This is a genomic window from Streptomyces caelestis (genome assembly GCF_014205255.1).
Classification (GTDB): domain Bacteria; phylum Actinomycetota; class Actinomycetes; order Streptomycetales; family Streptomycetaceae; genus Streptomyces; species Streptomyces caelestis.
The window spans coordinates 7,137,408-7,153,195 of the sequence record NZ_JACHNE010000001.1; the positions used below are offsets into that span (position 1 = coordinate 7,137,408).

The 15,788-nt window shown below is 72.3% G+C and carries 11 protein-coding genes; 9 read left to right on the top strand and 2 right to left on the bottom strand.

Annotation, left to right across the window (positions count from 1 at the left end):
• The first annotated feature begins 3 nt into the window (after window positions 1–3).
• Window positions 4–1,809: a gamma-glutamyltransferase gene (gene ggt / locus HDA41_RS32430; RefSeq protein ID WP_184990323.1), complete on the top strand. Its 1,806-nt coding sequence runs from the start codon at window positions 4–6 to the stop codon at window positions 1,807–1,809.
• A gap of 71 nt (window positions 1,810–1,880) precedes the next feature.
• Here ggt and HDA41_RS32435 read toward each other — a convergent pair whose 3' ends face one another.
• Together HDA41_RS32435 and map are read right to left on the bottom strand one after the other, a co-directional pair.
• Window positions 1,881–4,415, bottom strand: a complete 2,535-nt coding sequence (locus HDA41_RS32435) for an ATP-dependent Clp protease ATP-binding subunit (RefSeq protein ID WP_184990325.1) — start codon at window positions 4,413–4,415, stop codon at window positions 1,881–1,883.
• A 177-nt stretch (window positions 4,416–4,592) separates the two neighbouring features.
• Window positions 4,593–5,360 carry a type I methionyl aminopeptidase gene (gene map / locus HDA41_RS32440; RefSeq protein ID WP_184990326.1) on the bottom strand — a complete coding sequence of 256 codons (768 nt, stop codon included), beginning with the start codon at window positions 5,358–5,360 and terminating at the stop codon, window positions 4,593–4,595.
• 32 nt (window positions 5,361–5,392) lie between these two features.
• Here map and HDA41_RS32445 point away from each other — a divergent pair, with 32 nt between their 5' ends.
• The 8 genes from HDA41_RS32445 (at window position 5,393) to HDA41_RS32485 (ending at window position 15,687) form a co-directional block, all read left to right on the top strand.
• Window positions 5,393–5,644, top strand: a complete 252-nt coding sequence (locus tag HDA41_RS32445) for a helix-turn-helix domain-containing protein (protein WP_184990328.1) — start codon at window positions 5,393–5,395, stop codon at window positions 5,642–5,644.
• Between the two features lie 111 nt (window positions 5,645–5,755).
• Window positions 5,756–8,239, top strand: a complete 2,484-nt coding sequence (locus HDA41_RS41745; RefSeq protein WP_230299544.1) for a hypothetical protein — start codon at window positions 5,756–5,758, stop codon at window positions 8,237–8,239.
• A 170-nt stretch (window positions 8,240–8,409) separates the two neighbouring features.
• Window positions 8,410–9,252 carry a nitrilase-related carbon-nitrogen hydrolase gene (locus HDA41_RS32460; RefSeq protein ID WP_184990329.1) on the top strand — a complete coding sequence of 281 codons (843 nt, stop codon included), beginning with the start codon at window positions 8,410–8,412 and terminating at the stop codon, window positions 9,250–9,252.
• Complete coding sequence (locus tag HDA41_RS32465) at window positions 9,249–10,535, top strand: aspartate aminotransferase family protein (protein WP_184990331.1); 1,287 nt, start codon at window positions 9,249–9,251, stop codon at window positions 10,533–10,535. The genes HDA41_RS32460 and HDA41_RS32465 overlap by 4 nt, the downstream gene beginning before the upstream one ends.
• Window positions 10,536–10,561: 26 nt before the next feature.
• A complete protein-coding gene (locus HDA41_RS32470) occupies window positions 10,562–12,127 on the top strand; it encodes a PucR family transcriptional regulator (protein ID WP_184990333.1) in 1,566 nt (521 codons plus the stop codon).
• Between the two features lie 155 nt (window positions 12,128–12,282).
• The gene (locus tag HDA41_RS32475; protein ID WP_184990335.1) at window positions 12,283–13,125 is read left to right on the top strand and encodes a nitrilase-related carbon-nitrogen hydrolase; all 843 of its coding nucleotides are present in this window, start codon (window positions 12,283–12,285) and stop codon (window positions 13,123–13,125) included.
• 124 nt (window positions 13,126–13,249) lie between these two features.
• Window positions 13,250–14,653, top strand: a complete 1,404-nt coding sequence (gene hydA / locus HDA41_RS32480) for a dihydropyrimidinase (protein ID WP_184990337.1) — start codon at window positions 13,250–13,252, stop codon at window positions 14,651–14,653.
• 11 nt (window positions 14,654–14,664) lie between these two features.
• A complete protein-coding gene (locus HDA41_RS32485; protein ID WP_184990339.1) occupies window positions 14,665–15,687 on the top strand; it encodes a TIGR03842 family LLM class F420-dependent oxidoreductase in 1,023 nt (340 codons plus the stop codon).
• The last annotated feature ends 101 nt before the right edge of the window (window positions 15,688–15,788 follow it).

The window sequence follows — 15,788 nt, forward strand, 5'->3', positions numbered from 1 at the left end:
CGGATGCGTCGCCCTGTCGCACGGAATCTGACGGTCCTGGCGGTTTCGGCCGCCGTGGTGGTGTCGCTGGGAGCGGCGGCGCCGCCCACCGCGCAGAGCACCGGCGGTGAGAAGACCCCCCTGGCCGTCGGCTACGGCGGCGCCGTCTCCAGCGTCGACCCGGACGCCTCCGCCGCCGGGATCGAGGTCCTGCGCAAGGGCGGCAACGCCGTCGACGCGGCCGTCGCCACGGCCGCCGCGCTCGGCGTCACCGAGCCCTACTCGGCCGGCGTCGGCGGAGGCGGCTACTTCGTCTACTACGACGCCAAGTCCCGTACGGTCCGCACCATCGACGGCCGCGAGACCGCCCCGCTGACCGCCGACAAGAACCTGTTCGTCGAGAACGGCAAGCCCGTCCCCTTCGCCCAGGCCGTCAGCAGCGGCCTGAGCGTCGGCACCCCGGGCACGCCCGCCACCTGGCAGACGGCGCTGGACCAGTGGGGCAGCAAGTCGCTCGCCGGCGTCCTGAAGCCGGCCGAGCGGCTCGCCCGCGAGGGCTTCACGGTCGACGAGACCTTCCGCAAGCAGACGGCGTCCAACGAGACCCGCTTCCGCTACTTCCCGGACACCGCCGAGCTGTTCCTGCCCGGCGGGCAACTCCCCGTCGTCGGATCCACCTTCAAGAACCCCGACCTGGCCCGCACCTACGCGGAGCTGGCCCGCAAGGGCGTCGGCGCCGTCTACCGCGGTGACATCGGCCGGGACATCGTCGACACGGTCGGCAAGCCGCCCGTGGACCCGGCCTCCGGCTGGAACGCCCGCCCCGGCGACCTGTCCGAGAGGGACCTGGCCGCCTACCGCGCCAAGCTCCAGGCACCCACCAAATCGTCGTACCGCGGACTCGGTGTCTACTCCATGGCGCCGTCCTCCTCCGGCGGCACGACGGTCGGCGAGGCGCTCAACATCCTGGAGCGGACCGACCTGTCGAAGGCGAGTCAGGCGCAGTATCTGCACCGCTACATCGAGGCCAGCCGGATCGCCTTCGCGGACCGGGGCCGCTGGGTGGGCGACCCGGCCTTCGAGGACGTACCGACGAAGGAACTGCTGTCCCAGCGGTTCGCCGACTCGCGCGAGTGCCTGATCAAGGACGACGCGGTGCTCACCAGTCCGCTGGCGCCGGGCGATCCGCGCGATCCCGCGCGGTGTGCCCCCGGCGGTACGGCCGCCCCGACGACGTACGAGGGTGACAGCACGACCCATCTGACGGTGGCGGACAAGTGGGGGAACGTCGTCGCCTACACGCTCACCATCGAGCAGACGGGCGGCAGCGGGATCACCGTGCCGGGGCGGGGGTTCCTGCTCAACAACGAGCTGACGGACTTCTCCTTCACTCCGGCCAATCCCGCCGTGCACGACCCGAACCTGCCCGGGCCGGGGAAGCGGCCGCGGTCGTCGATCTCGCCGACGATCGTTCTCGACCGGCATGACAGGCCCGTGGTGGCGCTGGGGTCGCCGGGTGGGGCGACCATCATCACGACCGTGCTGCAGACGCTCGTCGGATTCCTCGACCGGGGGTTGCCGCTGGTCGACGCGATCGCCGCGCCCCGGGCCAGTCAGCGGAATGCCGCACAGACGGAGCTGGAGCCGGGGCTGTACGACAACGCCGGGTTGAGGAAGCAGTTGGAGGCCATCGGGCACTCCTTCAAGTCGAACCCGGAGATCGGTGCGGCTACGGGGGTTCAGCGGCTGCCGGGCGGGAAGTGGCTGGCAGCCGCGGAGACGGTACGGCGGGGTGGGGGATCGGCGATGGTGGTGCGGCCTGTGCGTTGAGGCCGTCCGCAGGTGCGTGGGGGCTGGGCGCGCCACACGGCGGAGCCGCGCATCCGCACGGCCCCGCGCCCCTATGAGGGCGTTGCACTCGCCTGCGTGTGGAAACTCAAGTGGCCGTCCTCCACGTCCACCGTCACCCGGCCGCCCTCCTCGACCCGGCCGTCCAGCAAGAGCCGGGACAGCTCGTTGTCCACCTCGCGCTGGATGGTGCGGCGCAAGGGGCGGGCGCCGTACTCCGGCTGGTAGCCGTGGTCGGCCAGCCATTCCACCGCTCGGTCGGTGAAGGTCACCGAGATGCCCTTGCTCCGCACGAGGGACCTGGTGCGGTCCAGCAGGAGGTTGGTGATCCGGCGCAGCTGTTCCGTGCCGAGCTGGCGGAAGACGACGATCTCGTCGATGCGGTTGAGGAACTCGGGACGGAAGTGCTCGCGCAGGGGCCGCAGGATCTGTTCGCGCCGGGCCTCCTCGTCCGCGTCGGCGCCGCCCGACGCGAAGCCCACGGAGGCGCCGCGGCGGGTGATCGCCTCGGAGCCGAGATTGCTGGTCATCACGATGACGGTGTTGGTGAAGTCGACCGTGCGGCCCTGGGAGTCGGTGAGGCGCCCGTCGTCGAGGACCTGCAGCAGGATGTTGAAGACGTCGGGGTGGGCCTTCTCCACCTCGTCCAGCAGGAGCAGCGAGTACGGGTGCCGGCGGACGACCTCGGTGAGCTGGCCGGCCTCCTCGTGGCCGACGTAGCCGGGCGGGGCGCCGACCAGGCGGCTGACGGTGTGCCGCTCCTGGTACTCGCTCATGTCGAGGCGGACCATGCGGTCCTCGCTGCCGAACAGGGCCTCGGCGAGCGCCCGGGCCAGCTCGGTCTTGCCGACGCCGGTCGGGCCGAGGAACAGGAAGCTGCCGATCGGCCGGTCGGGGCTGGCGAGTCCGGCGCGGGAGCGCAGCACCGCGTCCGAGACGACCCGCACGGCCTCGTCCTGGCCGACCACCCGCTCGTGCAGGTGCTCCTCCAGACGCAGCAGGCGGTCCTTCTCCTCCTGGGTGAGGCTGCTGACCGGGATGCCGGTCTGCCGGGACACCACCTCGGCGATCGCCTCGGCCTCGACCACCAGGTCCTGGCCCTCGTCGATCTCGTGGTCGCCGCCCGCCTGGGTGATCCGCTGCTTCAGGTCCATGATCCGGTCGCGCAACTGGGTGGCCTGCTCGTAACTCTCGTCCGCGACCGCCTGGTCCTTGTCCCGGATCAGCTGCTCCAGCTCCCGCTCCATGGCCCGCACGTCGGTGCCCTTGGTGCGGGCACGCAGCCGGACCCGGGCGCCGGCCTGGTCGATCAGGTCGATCGCCTTGTCCGGCAGCCGGCGGTCGGTGAGGTAGCGGTCGGACAGCTCCACGGCGGCGACCAGCGCCTCGTCCGTGTAGCGGACCTGGTGGTGGGCCTCGTAGCGGTCCTGGAGGCCGCGCAGGATCTCGATCGCGTCCGCCGCGGTCGGTTCCGGCACCATGATCGGCTGGAAGCGGCGGGCCAGCGCCGCGTCCTTCTCGATCCGGCGGTACTCCTCCAGCGTCGTGGCGCCCACGATGTGCAGCTCGCCGCGGGCGAGGGCCGGCTTGAGGATGTTCCCGGCGTCCATGGAGCTGCCGTCGCCGCCACCGGCACCGGCGCCCACGACCGTGTGCAGCTCGTCGATGAAGATGATCAATTGGTCGGAGTGGGCGCGGATCTCGCCGACGATGTTGTTCATCCGCTCCTCGAAGTCACCCCGGTAGCGGGTGCCCGCGACCACGCCCGTCAGGTCCAGGGCGACCACGCGGCGCCCGGTCAGCACGTCGGGCACGTCCGCCTCGGAGATGCGCTGCGCCAGCCCCTCCACGATGGCCGTCTTGCCGACGCCCGCGTCACCGATCAGCACCGGGTTGTTCTTGCCGCGGCGGGAGAGCACCTCGACGGTCTGCTCGATCTCCTCGTCCCGGCCGATCACCGGGTCGATACGGCCCTGCCGGGCCAGTTCGGTCAGGTCACGGCCGTACTTGTCGAGGGTCGGCGTGTTCGTCGGGCGCGGCCGCTCGGCCTGCGGGGCCTCCGGCGCCTCGGGCGGGCTGGAGGGGGCGAAGCGGGCCGCGTTCAGGATGTGCCCGGCGGCCGAGTCCGGGTTCGAGGCCAGGGCGCTGAGCACGTGCTCCGGCCCGATGTAGCCGTAGCCGCGGGCCCGGGCCATGTCGTGCGCGTCCAGCAGGGCGCGCTTGGCGGCCGGGGTGAGGGAGAGCGCGGTCGGTGGCGGCGCGTCGTCCGGAGTGTGCTGGGCCGGGCCCGACCGCTCGTCGATCTGCGACGCCAGCGAGTCGGGGTTCGCGCCGGCCTTGGTCAGCAGGGTCCGGGTCGGCTCGGTGGCCAGCGCCGCCCGCAGCAGGTGTTCCGTGTCGAGGTCCCGGCTGCCGTGCTCGGCGGCGTACTGGGCGGCACCGCGGACGAGCTCCCGGGCCGGCTGGCTCAGCAGCCGGCCGATGTCGATCTGCCGGGGACCCGGACGCGGTCCGCCGAAGAAGCGTGCGAGGAATTCTCCGAAGGGATCCGAGCCGTAGCCCTCCGGGCTGCTGAAGCCGCTGCTCATGGGCCTTCCGTTCCCGGCGTCCCCGGCGCGCGGGCGGGGGACGCCCTCGCTGGTCGACGTGCCGGGGTCGGGTAACCCGGGTGGCAGCCCGTTACACCTGGGGCGCGCTCGTAGAACACCTTCGCACGATCGCCGACGAGAGGCACCTTCGGGGCATACCGGGCAATGCCGGCGGCCTCAGCGCGCGGTCAGGATCCTCGGTCCCGACTCCGTGATCGCCACCGTGTGCTCCGCGTGGGCCGCGCGGGAGCCGTCGTCGGTCTTCAGGGTCCAGCCGTCGGGAGCGGCGTGGAAGCCGTCCGTGCCACCGCCGATGACCATGGGCTCGATCGCCAGCACCATGCCGTGCCGCAGCCGCATCCCGCGCCCTGGCCGTCCCTCGTTCGGCACGCCGGGGTCCTCGTGCATCCGGCGGCCGATGCCGTGACCGCCGAAACCGTCCGGGATGCCGTAGCCCGCGGCGCGGCAGACCGTGCCGATCGCGTGGGCGATGTCGCCGATGCGGTTGCCGACGACGGCGGCCTCGATGCCGGCGGCGAGGGCCCGCTCGGCGGTCTCGATCAGGCGCAGGTCGGCCTGGCGCGGGGTGCCCACGACGAAGCTGAGCGCCGAGTCGCCGACCCAGCCGCCCAGTTCGGCGCCGAAGTCGAGGGAGACCAGGTCGCCGTCGCGCAGCCGGTAGCGGGTCGGGACGCCGTGCACGATCGCGTCGTTGACCGAGACGCACAGGACGGCGGGGAAGGGGGTCGGCGCGAAGGATGGCCGGTAGCCGAGGAAGGGCGAGGTCGCGCCCGCCTCGCGCAGCACGTCGTGCGCCACCTCGTCCAGCTCCAGAAGGGAGACGCCCACGTCAGCGGCCTTCTGCGCGGCCGTCAGGGCGCGGGCGACGACCTGGCCCGCCTCGTACATGGCGTCGATCGACGTATCGGTCTTCAGTTCAACCATGCCAATTATTATACCGGTATTAGAATGGGGGCATGGTGCGCACCCCTCTCACCCCCGAAGAGCGCGAACGCGGCGAGCGGCTCGGCCGGTTGCTGCGTGCGGCGCGCGGCGACCGGAGCATGACGGAGGTCGCTGCGAGCGCGGGCATCTCCCCCGAGACGCTCCGGAAGATCGAGACCGGGCGGGCTCCGACCCCGGCCTTCTTCACGGTCGCCGCGCTGGCGGGCGCGCTCGGGCTGTCGATGGACGACCTGGCCGGGCAGTGCGTGCTGGTGCCGGTCTGACGACGGGCGCTGAGGTTCCTGCGCCGGATGTGAAAACTGCCCGTAGCACTGCTGTAACAGGACTGGTGTTGCCTACTGGGCGGAGTGCTCCGGTCGGGCGGGAGTTGAGTGATGGCGGCGGATCGACTCCCGGATGACGTACGGGAGTTCGCGCAATACCTGGACGGTCTGCTGGCGCGCCTGGACCCGTCCGGGGGCTGGTGCGCGGTGTTCTGGCAGCGTGACCCCGAGGGGATGCGGGCCTGTCTCGACGGGCGTGAGATGCCGCCCTGGGACGTGGTCGAGGCGCTGTTGCAGGACCTCGCCGGGCAGTACGGCCCTGGCGGCGCGGGCCCGGAGACGGAACGCGCCCGGTCCCTGCATGCCGCCGCGCTCGCCGCGTACGACACCCGGCCCGGCGGCCGGGACGCCCTCGGGGACCGGCTCGACGTCATGCTGCGCGAACAGAAATACGCCGCCGAACGCCAGGCGGACCTGACCCGCCTTCTCGCCACCGCCGCCACCCGCGAAGAGGCCGACGCCCTCCGCCTCGACCTCGCCTGGGCCCACGACGACCACGAACGCGCGACAGCGCGCTGCGCGGAACTCCGGGCGCGAATGGCCGACTTGGACCGGCGCGAGCGGGGTGTGTCCCACGGGGTGTGGGGTGACGGTGACGGGCGAGGTGGTGGCATACCGTGGGCTGTCGCGGGTGTGTCCGGCGGCCCGGGCGCGGCGGAGGACCCGGGTTCAGACGGGCGGCCCGGCCCGCGCGACGGTGGACCCCCGGACGGCGACGGTGCCTGGTCGGACGACGAAGGTGCCTGGTCGGGCGCGTGGCGCAGGCCGAACACCGGAGGCTTCGCGGCGGCGGACGGGGGTTCGCGCACGGGGTCCGGCACGGGGACGGGTCCTGGAGCGGCTACGGACGGTGGTCAGTCCGCATGGGGCCGTGGGTCTAAGGGTGATCGTCCGGCAGCGGACAGCGGCCCGGGGTATGGGGGCGAGGGTCCGGGATCGGGCAGCGGCCGGGGGTATGCGGGTGACGGTCCGGCAGCGGACAGCGGTCGTATGCGATCAGGCCCGGGTGGCTCGTACGACTTCGGGACGCCTGCCACGCCCTGGTACCGCGACGAGCCGACGTCAGTCGTGACGGGTGCCGCCGGTCGTCATGACCCCCGGCATGCGGACGCCGACGCGGAGGCGGAGCGCCGGGCCGACTTGCGGGAGGCTGCCGCGGGTGGCCCGTCCGGCGCGTTTGCGGCGCCGGACGGTCGGGGCGGTGTCCAGGACGGTGAGTATGCGGCGGGCAGGGCCGCTCCCCGGGAGGCCGGAGCCGGGGGTGCGTCCGGCGCGTTCGCGGCCCGGGGCGGCCGGGCCGATGTCCGCGACGGCGAGTATGCGGCGGGCGGGGCTGCCTCCGGGGAAGCGGCAGCCGGGGGTGCGTCCGGCGTGTTCGCGGCCCGGGTCCGCCGAGCGGATGACTACGACGGCGAGTATGCGGGAGGCCGGGCTGCCTCCGGGGAAGCGGCAGCCGGGGGTACGTCCGGCGCGTTCGCGGCCCGGGGCGGCCGGGCCGATGCCCAGGACCGTGAGTACCCGGTGGGCCGTCCCGGCCCCCGGCAAGCCGCAGTCGACGGCGCTGCCGGCGTCTTCCAGGCCCCGGACCAGACCGACCGCACCTCCCGGGAAGCCGCCGCCGGCACGCCCGGCCCCTTCGCGGCCCGGGTCGGCCGGGCCGATGCCCGGCACGGCGAGTATCCGGCGGGCCGGGCCGCCTCCCAGGAAGGGGCAGCCGCCGGCACGCCCGGCCCCTTCGCCAACCCGGCCCCGGCCGACCACGAGCCCGTGACCCCCAGTCCCGTCACCCCCAAGCAACGCAAGCGCCGCCGCGGCAGTGCCCGTTTCGCCGGGGTGGTCGAGGAGGACGCCGCGCCCGTCGTCGTGCCGTCCGCTGCCGTGCCGCTGCTCCCCGAACCCGCCCCCATGACCGGTCGCCGTACGCCGCGTGGTGCGCGGTTCGCCGGGGCCGCCGATGAGGTGAGGGAGGAGCGGGCGGCACAGTCGCGGGGCGTGGCCGCCGGTGTGGCGGAGCGGAGGGAGGTCGTGCGGGCCGTCGAGGCCCTCGCGCGGCTGCGGAAGGAGGGGCGCAGCGGCGAGGCGCACGCACTGCTGGTCGAGGCCACGTCCTGGGCCCCGGCCCGGTTCCCGTTGCTCGCGGACGAGCTGGAGCGGGCCGGGCTGGGCGCGCACTGGCAGACCCTGCTCTGGGAGGCCGCCTCGCTGCCCGCCGGGCGGCTGGTCGCCGCGGCGGACGCGCTGGGCGCGGCCGGGCGTGCGGCCGACGGGCAGCAGATCCTGCGGCAGGGGGTCGCCCGGCCCCCGGGCGAGATCGGAGAGGCCGTCCTCGGACTCGTCGCCGAGGGACGTCACCGCGAGGTGCGCGCGCTGCTCGACGCGTATGTCAGAGTCCGCACCCCCGAGGAGGCGGCCCGCAGCGCCGAGCCCGGTCCGCAGACCCTCGTACCGCTCCTGCTGGAGGCCGCCCAGGGCGTGTCGGACGAGCGGCGCTGGGACCTCCTGCACGCCCTCCGGGTCGCCGGATTCCCTGCCTGACCGGGCACGCCGTGCCCCCGGCGACTCACCCACAGGAGTGCGAATGGCGCCCGGCACCGCGGGTTGGCGACGATGGTCTTGGCAAGCCCGGGCCGGAGGCTTACGTTCGTGGCTCTACGGCCCGCTTCTACGGGCGTAGAGGCGCTGACGTCGCGTCGAAGGAGCAGCTCATGGCCAACGTTGTACGTGCCGCCCTGGTCCAGGCCGCCTGGACCGGCGACACCGAGTCCATGGTGGCGAAACACGAGGAGCACGCCCGCGAGGCGGCCCGCCGGGGCGCGAAGATCATCGGTTTCCAGGAAGTCTTCAACAGCCCTTACTTCTGCCAGGTCGAGGAGCCGGAGCACTATCGCTGGGCCGAGGCCGTGCCCGACGGGCCGACCGTGCGGCGCATGCGGGCGCTCGCCCGCGAGACCGGCATGGTGATCGTCGCGCCGGTGTTCGAGGCGGAACAGCCCGGCTTCTACTACAACACCGCCGCCGTGATCGACGCCGACGGCACCTACCTCGGCAAGTACCGCAAGCACCACATCCCGCAGCTCAAGGGCTTCCGGGAGAAGTTCTACTTCAAGCCCGGCAACCTCGGCTGGCCCGTCTTCGACACGGCGGCCGGCAAGGTCGGCGTCTACATCTGCTACGACCGCCACTTCCCGGAGGGCTGGCGGCAGCTCGGCCTCGCCGGAGCCCAGCTGGTCTACAACCCCTCCGCCACCCACCGGAGCCTGTCGTCCCACCTGTGGCGGCTGGAGCAGCCCGCGGCCGCCGTCGCCAACGGGTACTACATCGCCGCGATCAACCGCGTCGGGCAGGAGGAGTACGGCGACAACGACTTCTACGGGACGAGCTACTTCGTCGACCCCCGCGGGCAGTTCGTGGGAGACGTCGCCAGCGACAGCCAGGAGGAGCTCGTGATCCGGGACCTCGACCTCGACCTCATCGAAGAAGTGCGGCAGACGTGGGCCTTCTACCGCGACCGCCGCCCCGACGCCTACCAAGGACTGGTGCAGCCGTGACCGACGACCTGCTGGGCCGCCACCGGGCCGTGCTCCCCGACTGGCTCGCCCTCTACTACGAGGACCCCCTCGAGATCACCCACGGCGAGGGCCGCCACGTCTGGGACGCCCACGGCAACCGGTACCTCGACTTCTTCGGCGGCATCCTCACCACGATGACCGCGCACGCCCTGCCCGAGGTGACGAAGGCGGTGAGCGAGCAGGCCGGGCGGATCATCCATACCTCGACCCTCTACCTCAACCGGCCGATGGTCGAACTCGCCGAGCGGGTAGCCCAGTTGAGCGGTATCCCGGACGCCCGCGTCTTCTTCACTACCTCCGGGACCGAGGCCAACGACACCGCCCTGCTGCTCGCCACGACGTACCGGCGCAGCAACACGATCCTGGCCATGCGCAACAGCTACCACGGCCGCTCCTTCAGCGCCGTCGGCATCACCGGCAACCGCGGCTGGTCCCCGACCTCCCTGTCCCCGCTCCAGACGCTGTACGTCCACGGCGGCGTGCGCACCCGCGGCCCGTACGCCTCCCTCAGTGACGACGACTTCATCGCGGCCTGCGTCGACGACCTGGTGGACCTGCTCGGCCACACCCGTGCCCCGGCCGCGCTGATCGCCGAACCCATCCAGGGCATCGGCGGCTTCACCTCGCCGCCCGACGGGCTGTACGCGGCCTTCCGCGAGGTGCTGCACGAGCGCGGCGTCCTGTGGATCGCCGACGAGGTGCAGACCGGCTGGGGCCGCACCGGCGAACACTTCTGGGGCTGGCAGGCCCACGGGCAGAACGGGCCGCCGGACATCATGACCTTCGCCAAGGGCATCGGCAACGGCATGTCGATCGGCGGCGTCGTCGCCCGCTCCGAGATCATGAACTGCCTCGACGCCAACAGCATCTCCACCTTCGGCGGCACCCAGATCACCATGGCGGCGGGCCTCGCCAACCTCAACTACCTGCTCGAACACGACCTCCAGGGCAACTCACGCCGGGTCGGCGGCATGCTCATCGAGCGGCTGCGGGCCGCCGCCGCGCACGTACCGGCCGTACGGGAGGTACGCGGACGCGGACTGATGATCGGCATCGAGATCACCAAGCCGGGGACCGACGAGGCCGACCCGCAGGCCGCGGCGGCCGTCCTGGAGGCGGCCCGCGAGGGCGGCCTGCTGATCGGCAAGGGCGGCGGCCACAACACCAGCGCCCTGCGCGTCGCCCCGCCGCTGTCCCTCAACGTCGCGGAGGCCGAGGAAGGCGCCGCGATCCTCGAGAACGCTCTGAGGAGCATCCAGTAGCAGTGAACTAGCAAGGGAACGGCACCATGACCATCACCTCGGATTCCCTGGAACGCGCGCTGTCGGTCCGGCAGGTCCTCACCCTGGAGCGGGTGCTCGCCGGGGAGCCCGAGGTGGTGGCCGGCGCGAGCCATCTCGACCGGCCGGTGCGCTGGGTGCACGTCGCCGAGGCCGCCGACGTCGGCGTGATGCTCAGCGGCGGCGAGATGGTCCTCACCACCGGCGTGCTGCTCGCCGGCGACGAGGAGAAGCAGGCCGAGTACGTCCGGTCGCTGCACCGCGCGGAGGCCGCCGCCGTCGTCCTCGGACTCGGCCGCGCCTTCCCCGCCGCACCGGACGTGATGCGCCGGGCGGCCGAGCGGTGCGGGCTGCCGATGGTCGTCCTGCACCGGCCCTTCCCCTTCGCCGAGCTCACCGAGGAGGTCCAGTCACGGCTCGTGCGGCGCAAGTTCGCCGCCGTTAGCCTCTCCGAGGCCGTCCGCACCGAACTCACCGCCCTCATCACCGAGGGCGCCCCGCTGCAACGCCTCCTCGACGAGGTCGCCCGGCACAGCGCCTGCCCGGTCGTCGTCACCAACCTCGCCCACCGCGTCCTCGGCACGGCGGGGGAGCGGCCGGCGGTGGACGACGTGCTGCGCGACTGGGAGCGCATAGCCCGCCAGGCCGGCGGCACCGAGGGCGACGGCTGGATCCGGGCCGAGCTGGGCGGACGCGGGGAGCGGTGGGGCCGGATCGTGCTGTGCGGCTACCGGGGCGACACCGCCACCGGACGGCTGCTGGCCGACCGCGCCGCCGAGGCCCTCGTCCTGCACCGCATGCTCGGCGGCGGCGCCGCCTGCTCCTGGGAGGAGCAGTCCGCACAGAGCCTGCTGACCGACCTGGTCAGCGGCATCGTACCGGCACGGCAACTGCTGCCCCGGGCCCGCGCGGCCGGGCTGCCGGTCAACCGCCGGACGTTCGTGCCGCTCGTCGTCCGCGACGGCGACACCCCCCGACTCGACCGGCTGCTGCGCCTGCTGGGCCTGCCCGGGCTGGTCGCCGAACTGGCCGACGGAGCCACCGCCGTGCTGCTCAGCCTCCCCCGCGACCAGGACGCCGACGCCCTCGCCGCGCACTTCGCGACCCGGCTGCGCACCGACTCCGGCCCGGCCCGCACGGTCGTCGCCGCGGCCGACCCCCGCGTCGTCTGGGACGACGTACCCGCCGGCCTCCGCGAGGCCCAGCACGTGGCGGACGCCGTCGCCGACTCCGTCGCCGCCCTCGACCTCCCGCCGGTCGTCCGCCTGCGGGACGTTCACCTGCGGGGCCTGATCCGCCTGCTGCGCGACGACCCGCACGTGCAGTCCTTCGCGGAGCGGGAGCTGAACGGGCTGCTGCGCGCGACCGACGAGGACCTGCTGTCCGTCCTGCGCACCTACCTCGCCACCGGCCGCAACAAGTCCCGGACCGCCCAGCTCCACCACGTCTCCCGGCCCGCGCTCTACCGCCGCCTGGAAGCCATACAGGTCCGCCTCGGCGTGGACCTCGACGACTTCGAGCAGGCCGCCTCGGTGCACATCGCACTCCTCGCGCACGACGCGCAACAGCAGTGAAACACCCGACCACCTGGGAAAACGGCGGTGAAACATGAGCTCACGGCAGAGTGACACGGTGACACGCCGCACGCCCTCAGACGTGACACGGTGCACCTCAAAGAGGACCTTCCGGCTTCCTAGGCTCACGGCACACCGAGCGACCGGAGGTCCCGATGAGCCGAGTGATCCGCGCCGCCGTCTTCCAGACCGCCTGGACGGGCGACAAGGAGTCGATGATCCAGGTACACGAGCAGGCGGCCCGCGACGCCGCCGCGCAGGGTGCTCACGTCCTGTGCTTCCAGGAGCTGTTCTACGGACCGTACTTCTGCCAGGTCCAGGACCCGGCCTTCTACGAGTACGCCGAGCAGATCCCCGAGGGCCCGATCGTCCGCCGCTTCCAGGCACTCGCCAAGGAGCTGGGCATCGTCCTGGTCCTGCCGATGTACGAGGAGGAACAGCCCGGCGTCCTCTACAACACCGCCGCCGTGATCGACGCGGACGGCTCCTACCTCGGCAAGTACCGCAAGACACACATCCCGCAGGTCAAGGGCTTCTGGGAGAAGTTCTACTTCCGCCCGGGCAACTCCGGCTGGCCGGTCTTCGACACCGCCGTCGGCAAGATCGGCGTCTACATCTGCTACGACCGCCACTTCCCCGAGGGCTGGCGGGCGCTCGGCCTCGCCGGCGCCGAGATCGTCTTCAACCCCTCGGCGACCTCCCGCGGCCTGTCCGGCTACCTGTGGCAGCTGGAACAGCCGGCGGCGGCCGTCGCCAACGAGTACTTCGTCGGCGCGATCAACCGGGTCGGCGTCGAGGAGTACGGCGACAACGACTTCTACGGCACGTCGTACTTCGTCGACCCGGAGGCCCAGTTCGTCGGCGAGGTGGCGAGCGACAAGGAGCCCGAGCTGGTGGTCCGCGACCTGGACATGGCCAAACTCCGCGAGGTCCGCGACCGCTGGCAGTTCTACAGGGACAGGGCGCCCGGGGCGTATGGCCCCCTGACGGCTCCCTGAAAGGGCGCCCGGGCCGCATTGTCCTGAAGGGGCGCGGGGCTGCATTCGACAGGCGGCTACCGCCGCGCGGGCGCGAGCAACCACCGACAACCCGCACCAACCCACTGCGAGGAGCGACCACGACATGAGCAGCCGTACAGTCATCCGCGGCGGCCTCGTCATCACCGCATCCGACGAGATCCACGCCGACGTCCTGATCGAGGACGGCCGCATCGCCGCCCTCGCAGCCTCCGGCACCGCCGCGGCGGAGGCCTTCACCGCGGACCGGACGATCGACGCCACCGGAAAGTACGTCATCCCCGGCGGCGTCGACGCGCACACCCACATGGAGCTGCCCTTCGGCGGCACCTTCGCCTCCGACACCTTCGAGACCGGCACCCGCGCCGCCGCCTGGGGCGGCACGACCACGATCATCGACTTCGCCGTGCAGAGCGTCGGGCACAGCCTGCGCGAGGGCCTCGACACCTGGCACGCCAAGGCCGAGGGCAACTGCGCCGTCGACTACGGCTTCCACATGATCGTCTCCGACGTGAACCAGGAGACGCTCAAGGAGATGGACCTGCTGATCGAGGAGGGCGTCACCTCCTTCAAGCAGTTCATGGCCTACCCGGGCGTCTTCTACAGCGACGACGGCCAGATCCTGCGCGCCATGCAGCGCTCCGCCGAGAACGGCGGACTGATCATGATGCACGCCGAGAACGGCATCGCGATCGACGTCCTGGTCGAGCAGGCGCTGGCCCGCGGCGAGACCGACCCGCGCTACCACGGCGAGGTCCGCAAGGCCCTGCTGGAGGCGGAGGCCACCCACCGCGCCATCCGGCTCGCGCAGGTCGCGGGCGCGCCCCTGTACGTCGTGCACGTCTCGGCCATGGAGGCGGTCGCCGAGCTGGCCCGGGCCCGCGACGAGGGGCTGAACGTCTTCGGCGAGACCTGCCCGCAGTACCTGTTCCTGTCCACCGACAACCTCGCCGAGCCGGACTTCGAGGGCGCGAAGTACGTGTGCAGCACCCCCCTCAGGCCCCGCGAGCACCAGGCCAAACTGTGGCAGGGGCTGCGCACGAACGACCTCCAGGTCGTCTCCACCGACCACTGCCCCTTCTGCCTCGTCGGCCAGAAGGAACTCGGCCGCGGCGACTTCTCCAAGATCCCCAACGGCCTCCCGGGCGTCGAGAACCGTATGGACCTGCTCCACCAGGCCGTCCTCGACGGGCACATCTCCCGCCGCCGCTGGATCGAGATCGCCTGCGCCACCCCGGCCCGGATGTTCGGCCTCTACCCGAAGAAGGGCACCATCGCGCCGGGCGCCGACGCCGACGTCGTCATCTACGACCCGCACGCCGAGCAGGTCATGTCGGCGCAGACGCACCACATGAACGTCGACTACTCGGCGTACGAGGGCAAGCACGTCACGGGCCGGGTCGAGACGGTTCTCTCGCGCGGCGAACCCGTCATCACCGAGCGGGAGTACACCGGGCACGCCGGGCACGGCGTCTACACCCCGCGTTCCACCTGTCAGTACCTCAACTAGGAGTGGTGCGGATGGACTTCGGACTCGTCCTGCAGACCGACCCGCCGGCCTCGCGGGTGATCAGCCTGATGAAGCGCGCGGAACGGAACGGATTCTCCTACGGCTGGACCTTCGACTCCGCCGTGCTGTGGCAGGAGCCGTTCGTGATCTACAGCCAGATCCTGGCCAACACCACGAAACTGAAGGTCGGGACGATGGTGACCAACCCGGGCACCCGCACCTGGGAGGTCACCGCCTCCACCTTCGCCACCCTCAACGACATGTACGGCAACCGCACGGTCTGCGGCATCGGCCGCGGCGACTCCGCGATGCGCGTGGCCGGCCGCAAGCCCAACACGCTGGCCCGGATCAGCGAGGCCATGAAGGTCATCCGGGCCCTCGGCAGCGGCCGGGAGGCCGACCTCGGCGGCGGCACGGTCGTCCGGTTCCCATGGATCAGGCCGGGCGCCGAACTTCCCGTGTGGATGGCCGCGTACGGCCCCAAGGCCCTGAAGATGACCGGCGAGGAGGCCGACGGGTTCATCCTCCAGCTGGCCGACCTGTATCTGACCGAGTACATGGTCAAGGCAGTGAAGGACGCGGCCGTCGCCGCCGGCCGGGACCCCTCGGAGGTGACCGTCTGCGTGGCCGCCCCCGCCTACGTCACCGAGGACGACTCGCCCGAGGCGCTCGCCCACGCGCGCGACCAGTGCCGGTGGTTCGGCGGGATGGTCGGCAACCACGTGGCCGACCTGGTGTCCAAGTACGGCGAGCACTCCGCCGCCGTCCCCGACGAACTCACCGACTACATCAAGGCGCGGGAGGGCTACGACTACTCCCACCACGGCCGCGCCGACAACCCCGACACCCAGTTCGTGCCCGACGAGATCGTCGACCGGTTCTGCCTGATCGGCCCGGTCGAGAAGCACGTCGAGAAGCTGACCGCGCTGCGCGCCCTCGGCGTGGACCAGTTCGCGGTCTACGACATGCACGACGCGCAGGAAGCCGTGATCGACGCGTACGGATCACGGGTGATCCCGGCCGTCAACGGCTGACCGCCTTCGCGGCGCCCCTTCGATCTCCCCCTTCCCCGCGGCCCGGGAAGGGGGGCCAGGACGCTCCCGAGCGCACCCCCCATCGGCATCACCCGCATGGC

What these genes read in the sequence shown, in the direction of transcription:
- HDA41_RS32460 (WP_184990329.1), top strand. Translation starts at nt 8,410, where the DNA reads ATGGCCAACGTTGTACGTGCCGCCCTGGTCCAGGCCGCCTGGACCGGC.
- HDA41_RS32470 (WP_184990333.1), top strand. Translation starts at nt 10,562, where the DNA reads ATGACCATCACCTCGGATTCCCTGGAACGCGCGCTGTCGGTCCGGCAG.
- HDA41_RS32445 (WP_184990328.1), top strand. Translation starts at nt 5,393, where the DNA reads ATGGTGCGCACCCCTCTCACCCCCGAAGAGCGCGAACGCGGCGAGCGG.
- map (WP_184990326.1), bottom strand. Translation starts at nt 5,360, where the DNA reads ATGGTTGAACTGAAGACCGATACGTCGATCGACGCCATGTACGAGGCG.
- HDA41_RS32475 (WP_184990335.1), top strand. Translation starts at nt 12,283, where the DNA reads ATGAGCCGAGTGATCCGCGCCGCCGTCTTCCAGACCGCCTGGACGGGC.
- HDA41_RS41745 (WP_230299544.1), top strand. Translation starts at nt 5,756, where the DNA reads ATGGCGGCGGATCGACTCCCGGATGACGTACGGGAGTTCGCGCAATAC.
- HDA41_RS32435 (WP_184990325.1), bottom strand. Translation starts at nt 4,415, where the DNA reads ATGAGCAGCGGCTTCAGCAGCCCGGAGGGCTACGGCTCGGATCCCTTC.
- HDA41_RS32485 (WP_184990339.1), top strand. Translation starts at nt 14,665, where the DNA reads ATGGACTTCGGACTCGTCCTGCAGACCGACCCGCCGGCCTCGCGGGTG.
- ggt (WP_184990323.1), top strand. Translation starts at nt 4, where the DNA reads ATGCGTCGCCCTGTCGCACGGAATCTGACGGTCCTGGCGGTTTCGGCC.
- hydA (WP_184990337.1), top strand. Translation starts at nt 13,250, where the DNA reads ATGAGCAGCCGTACAGTCATCCGCGGCGGCCTCGTCATCACCGCATCC.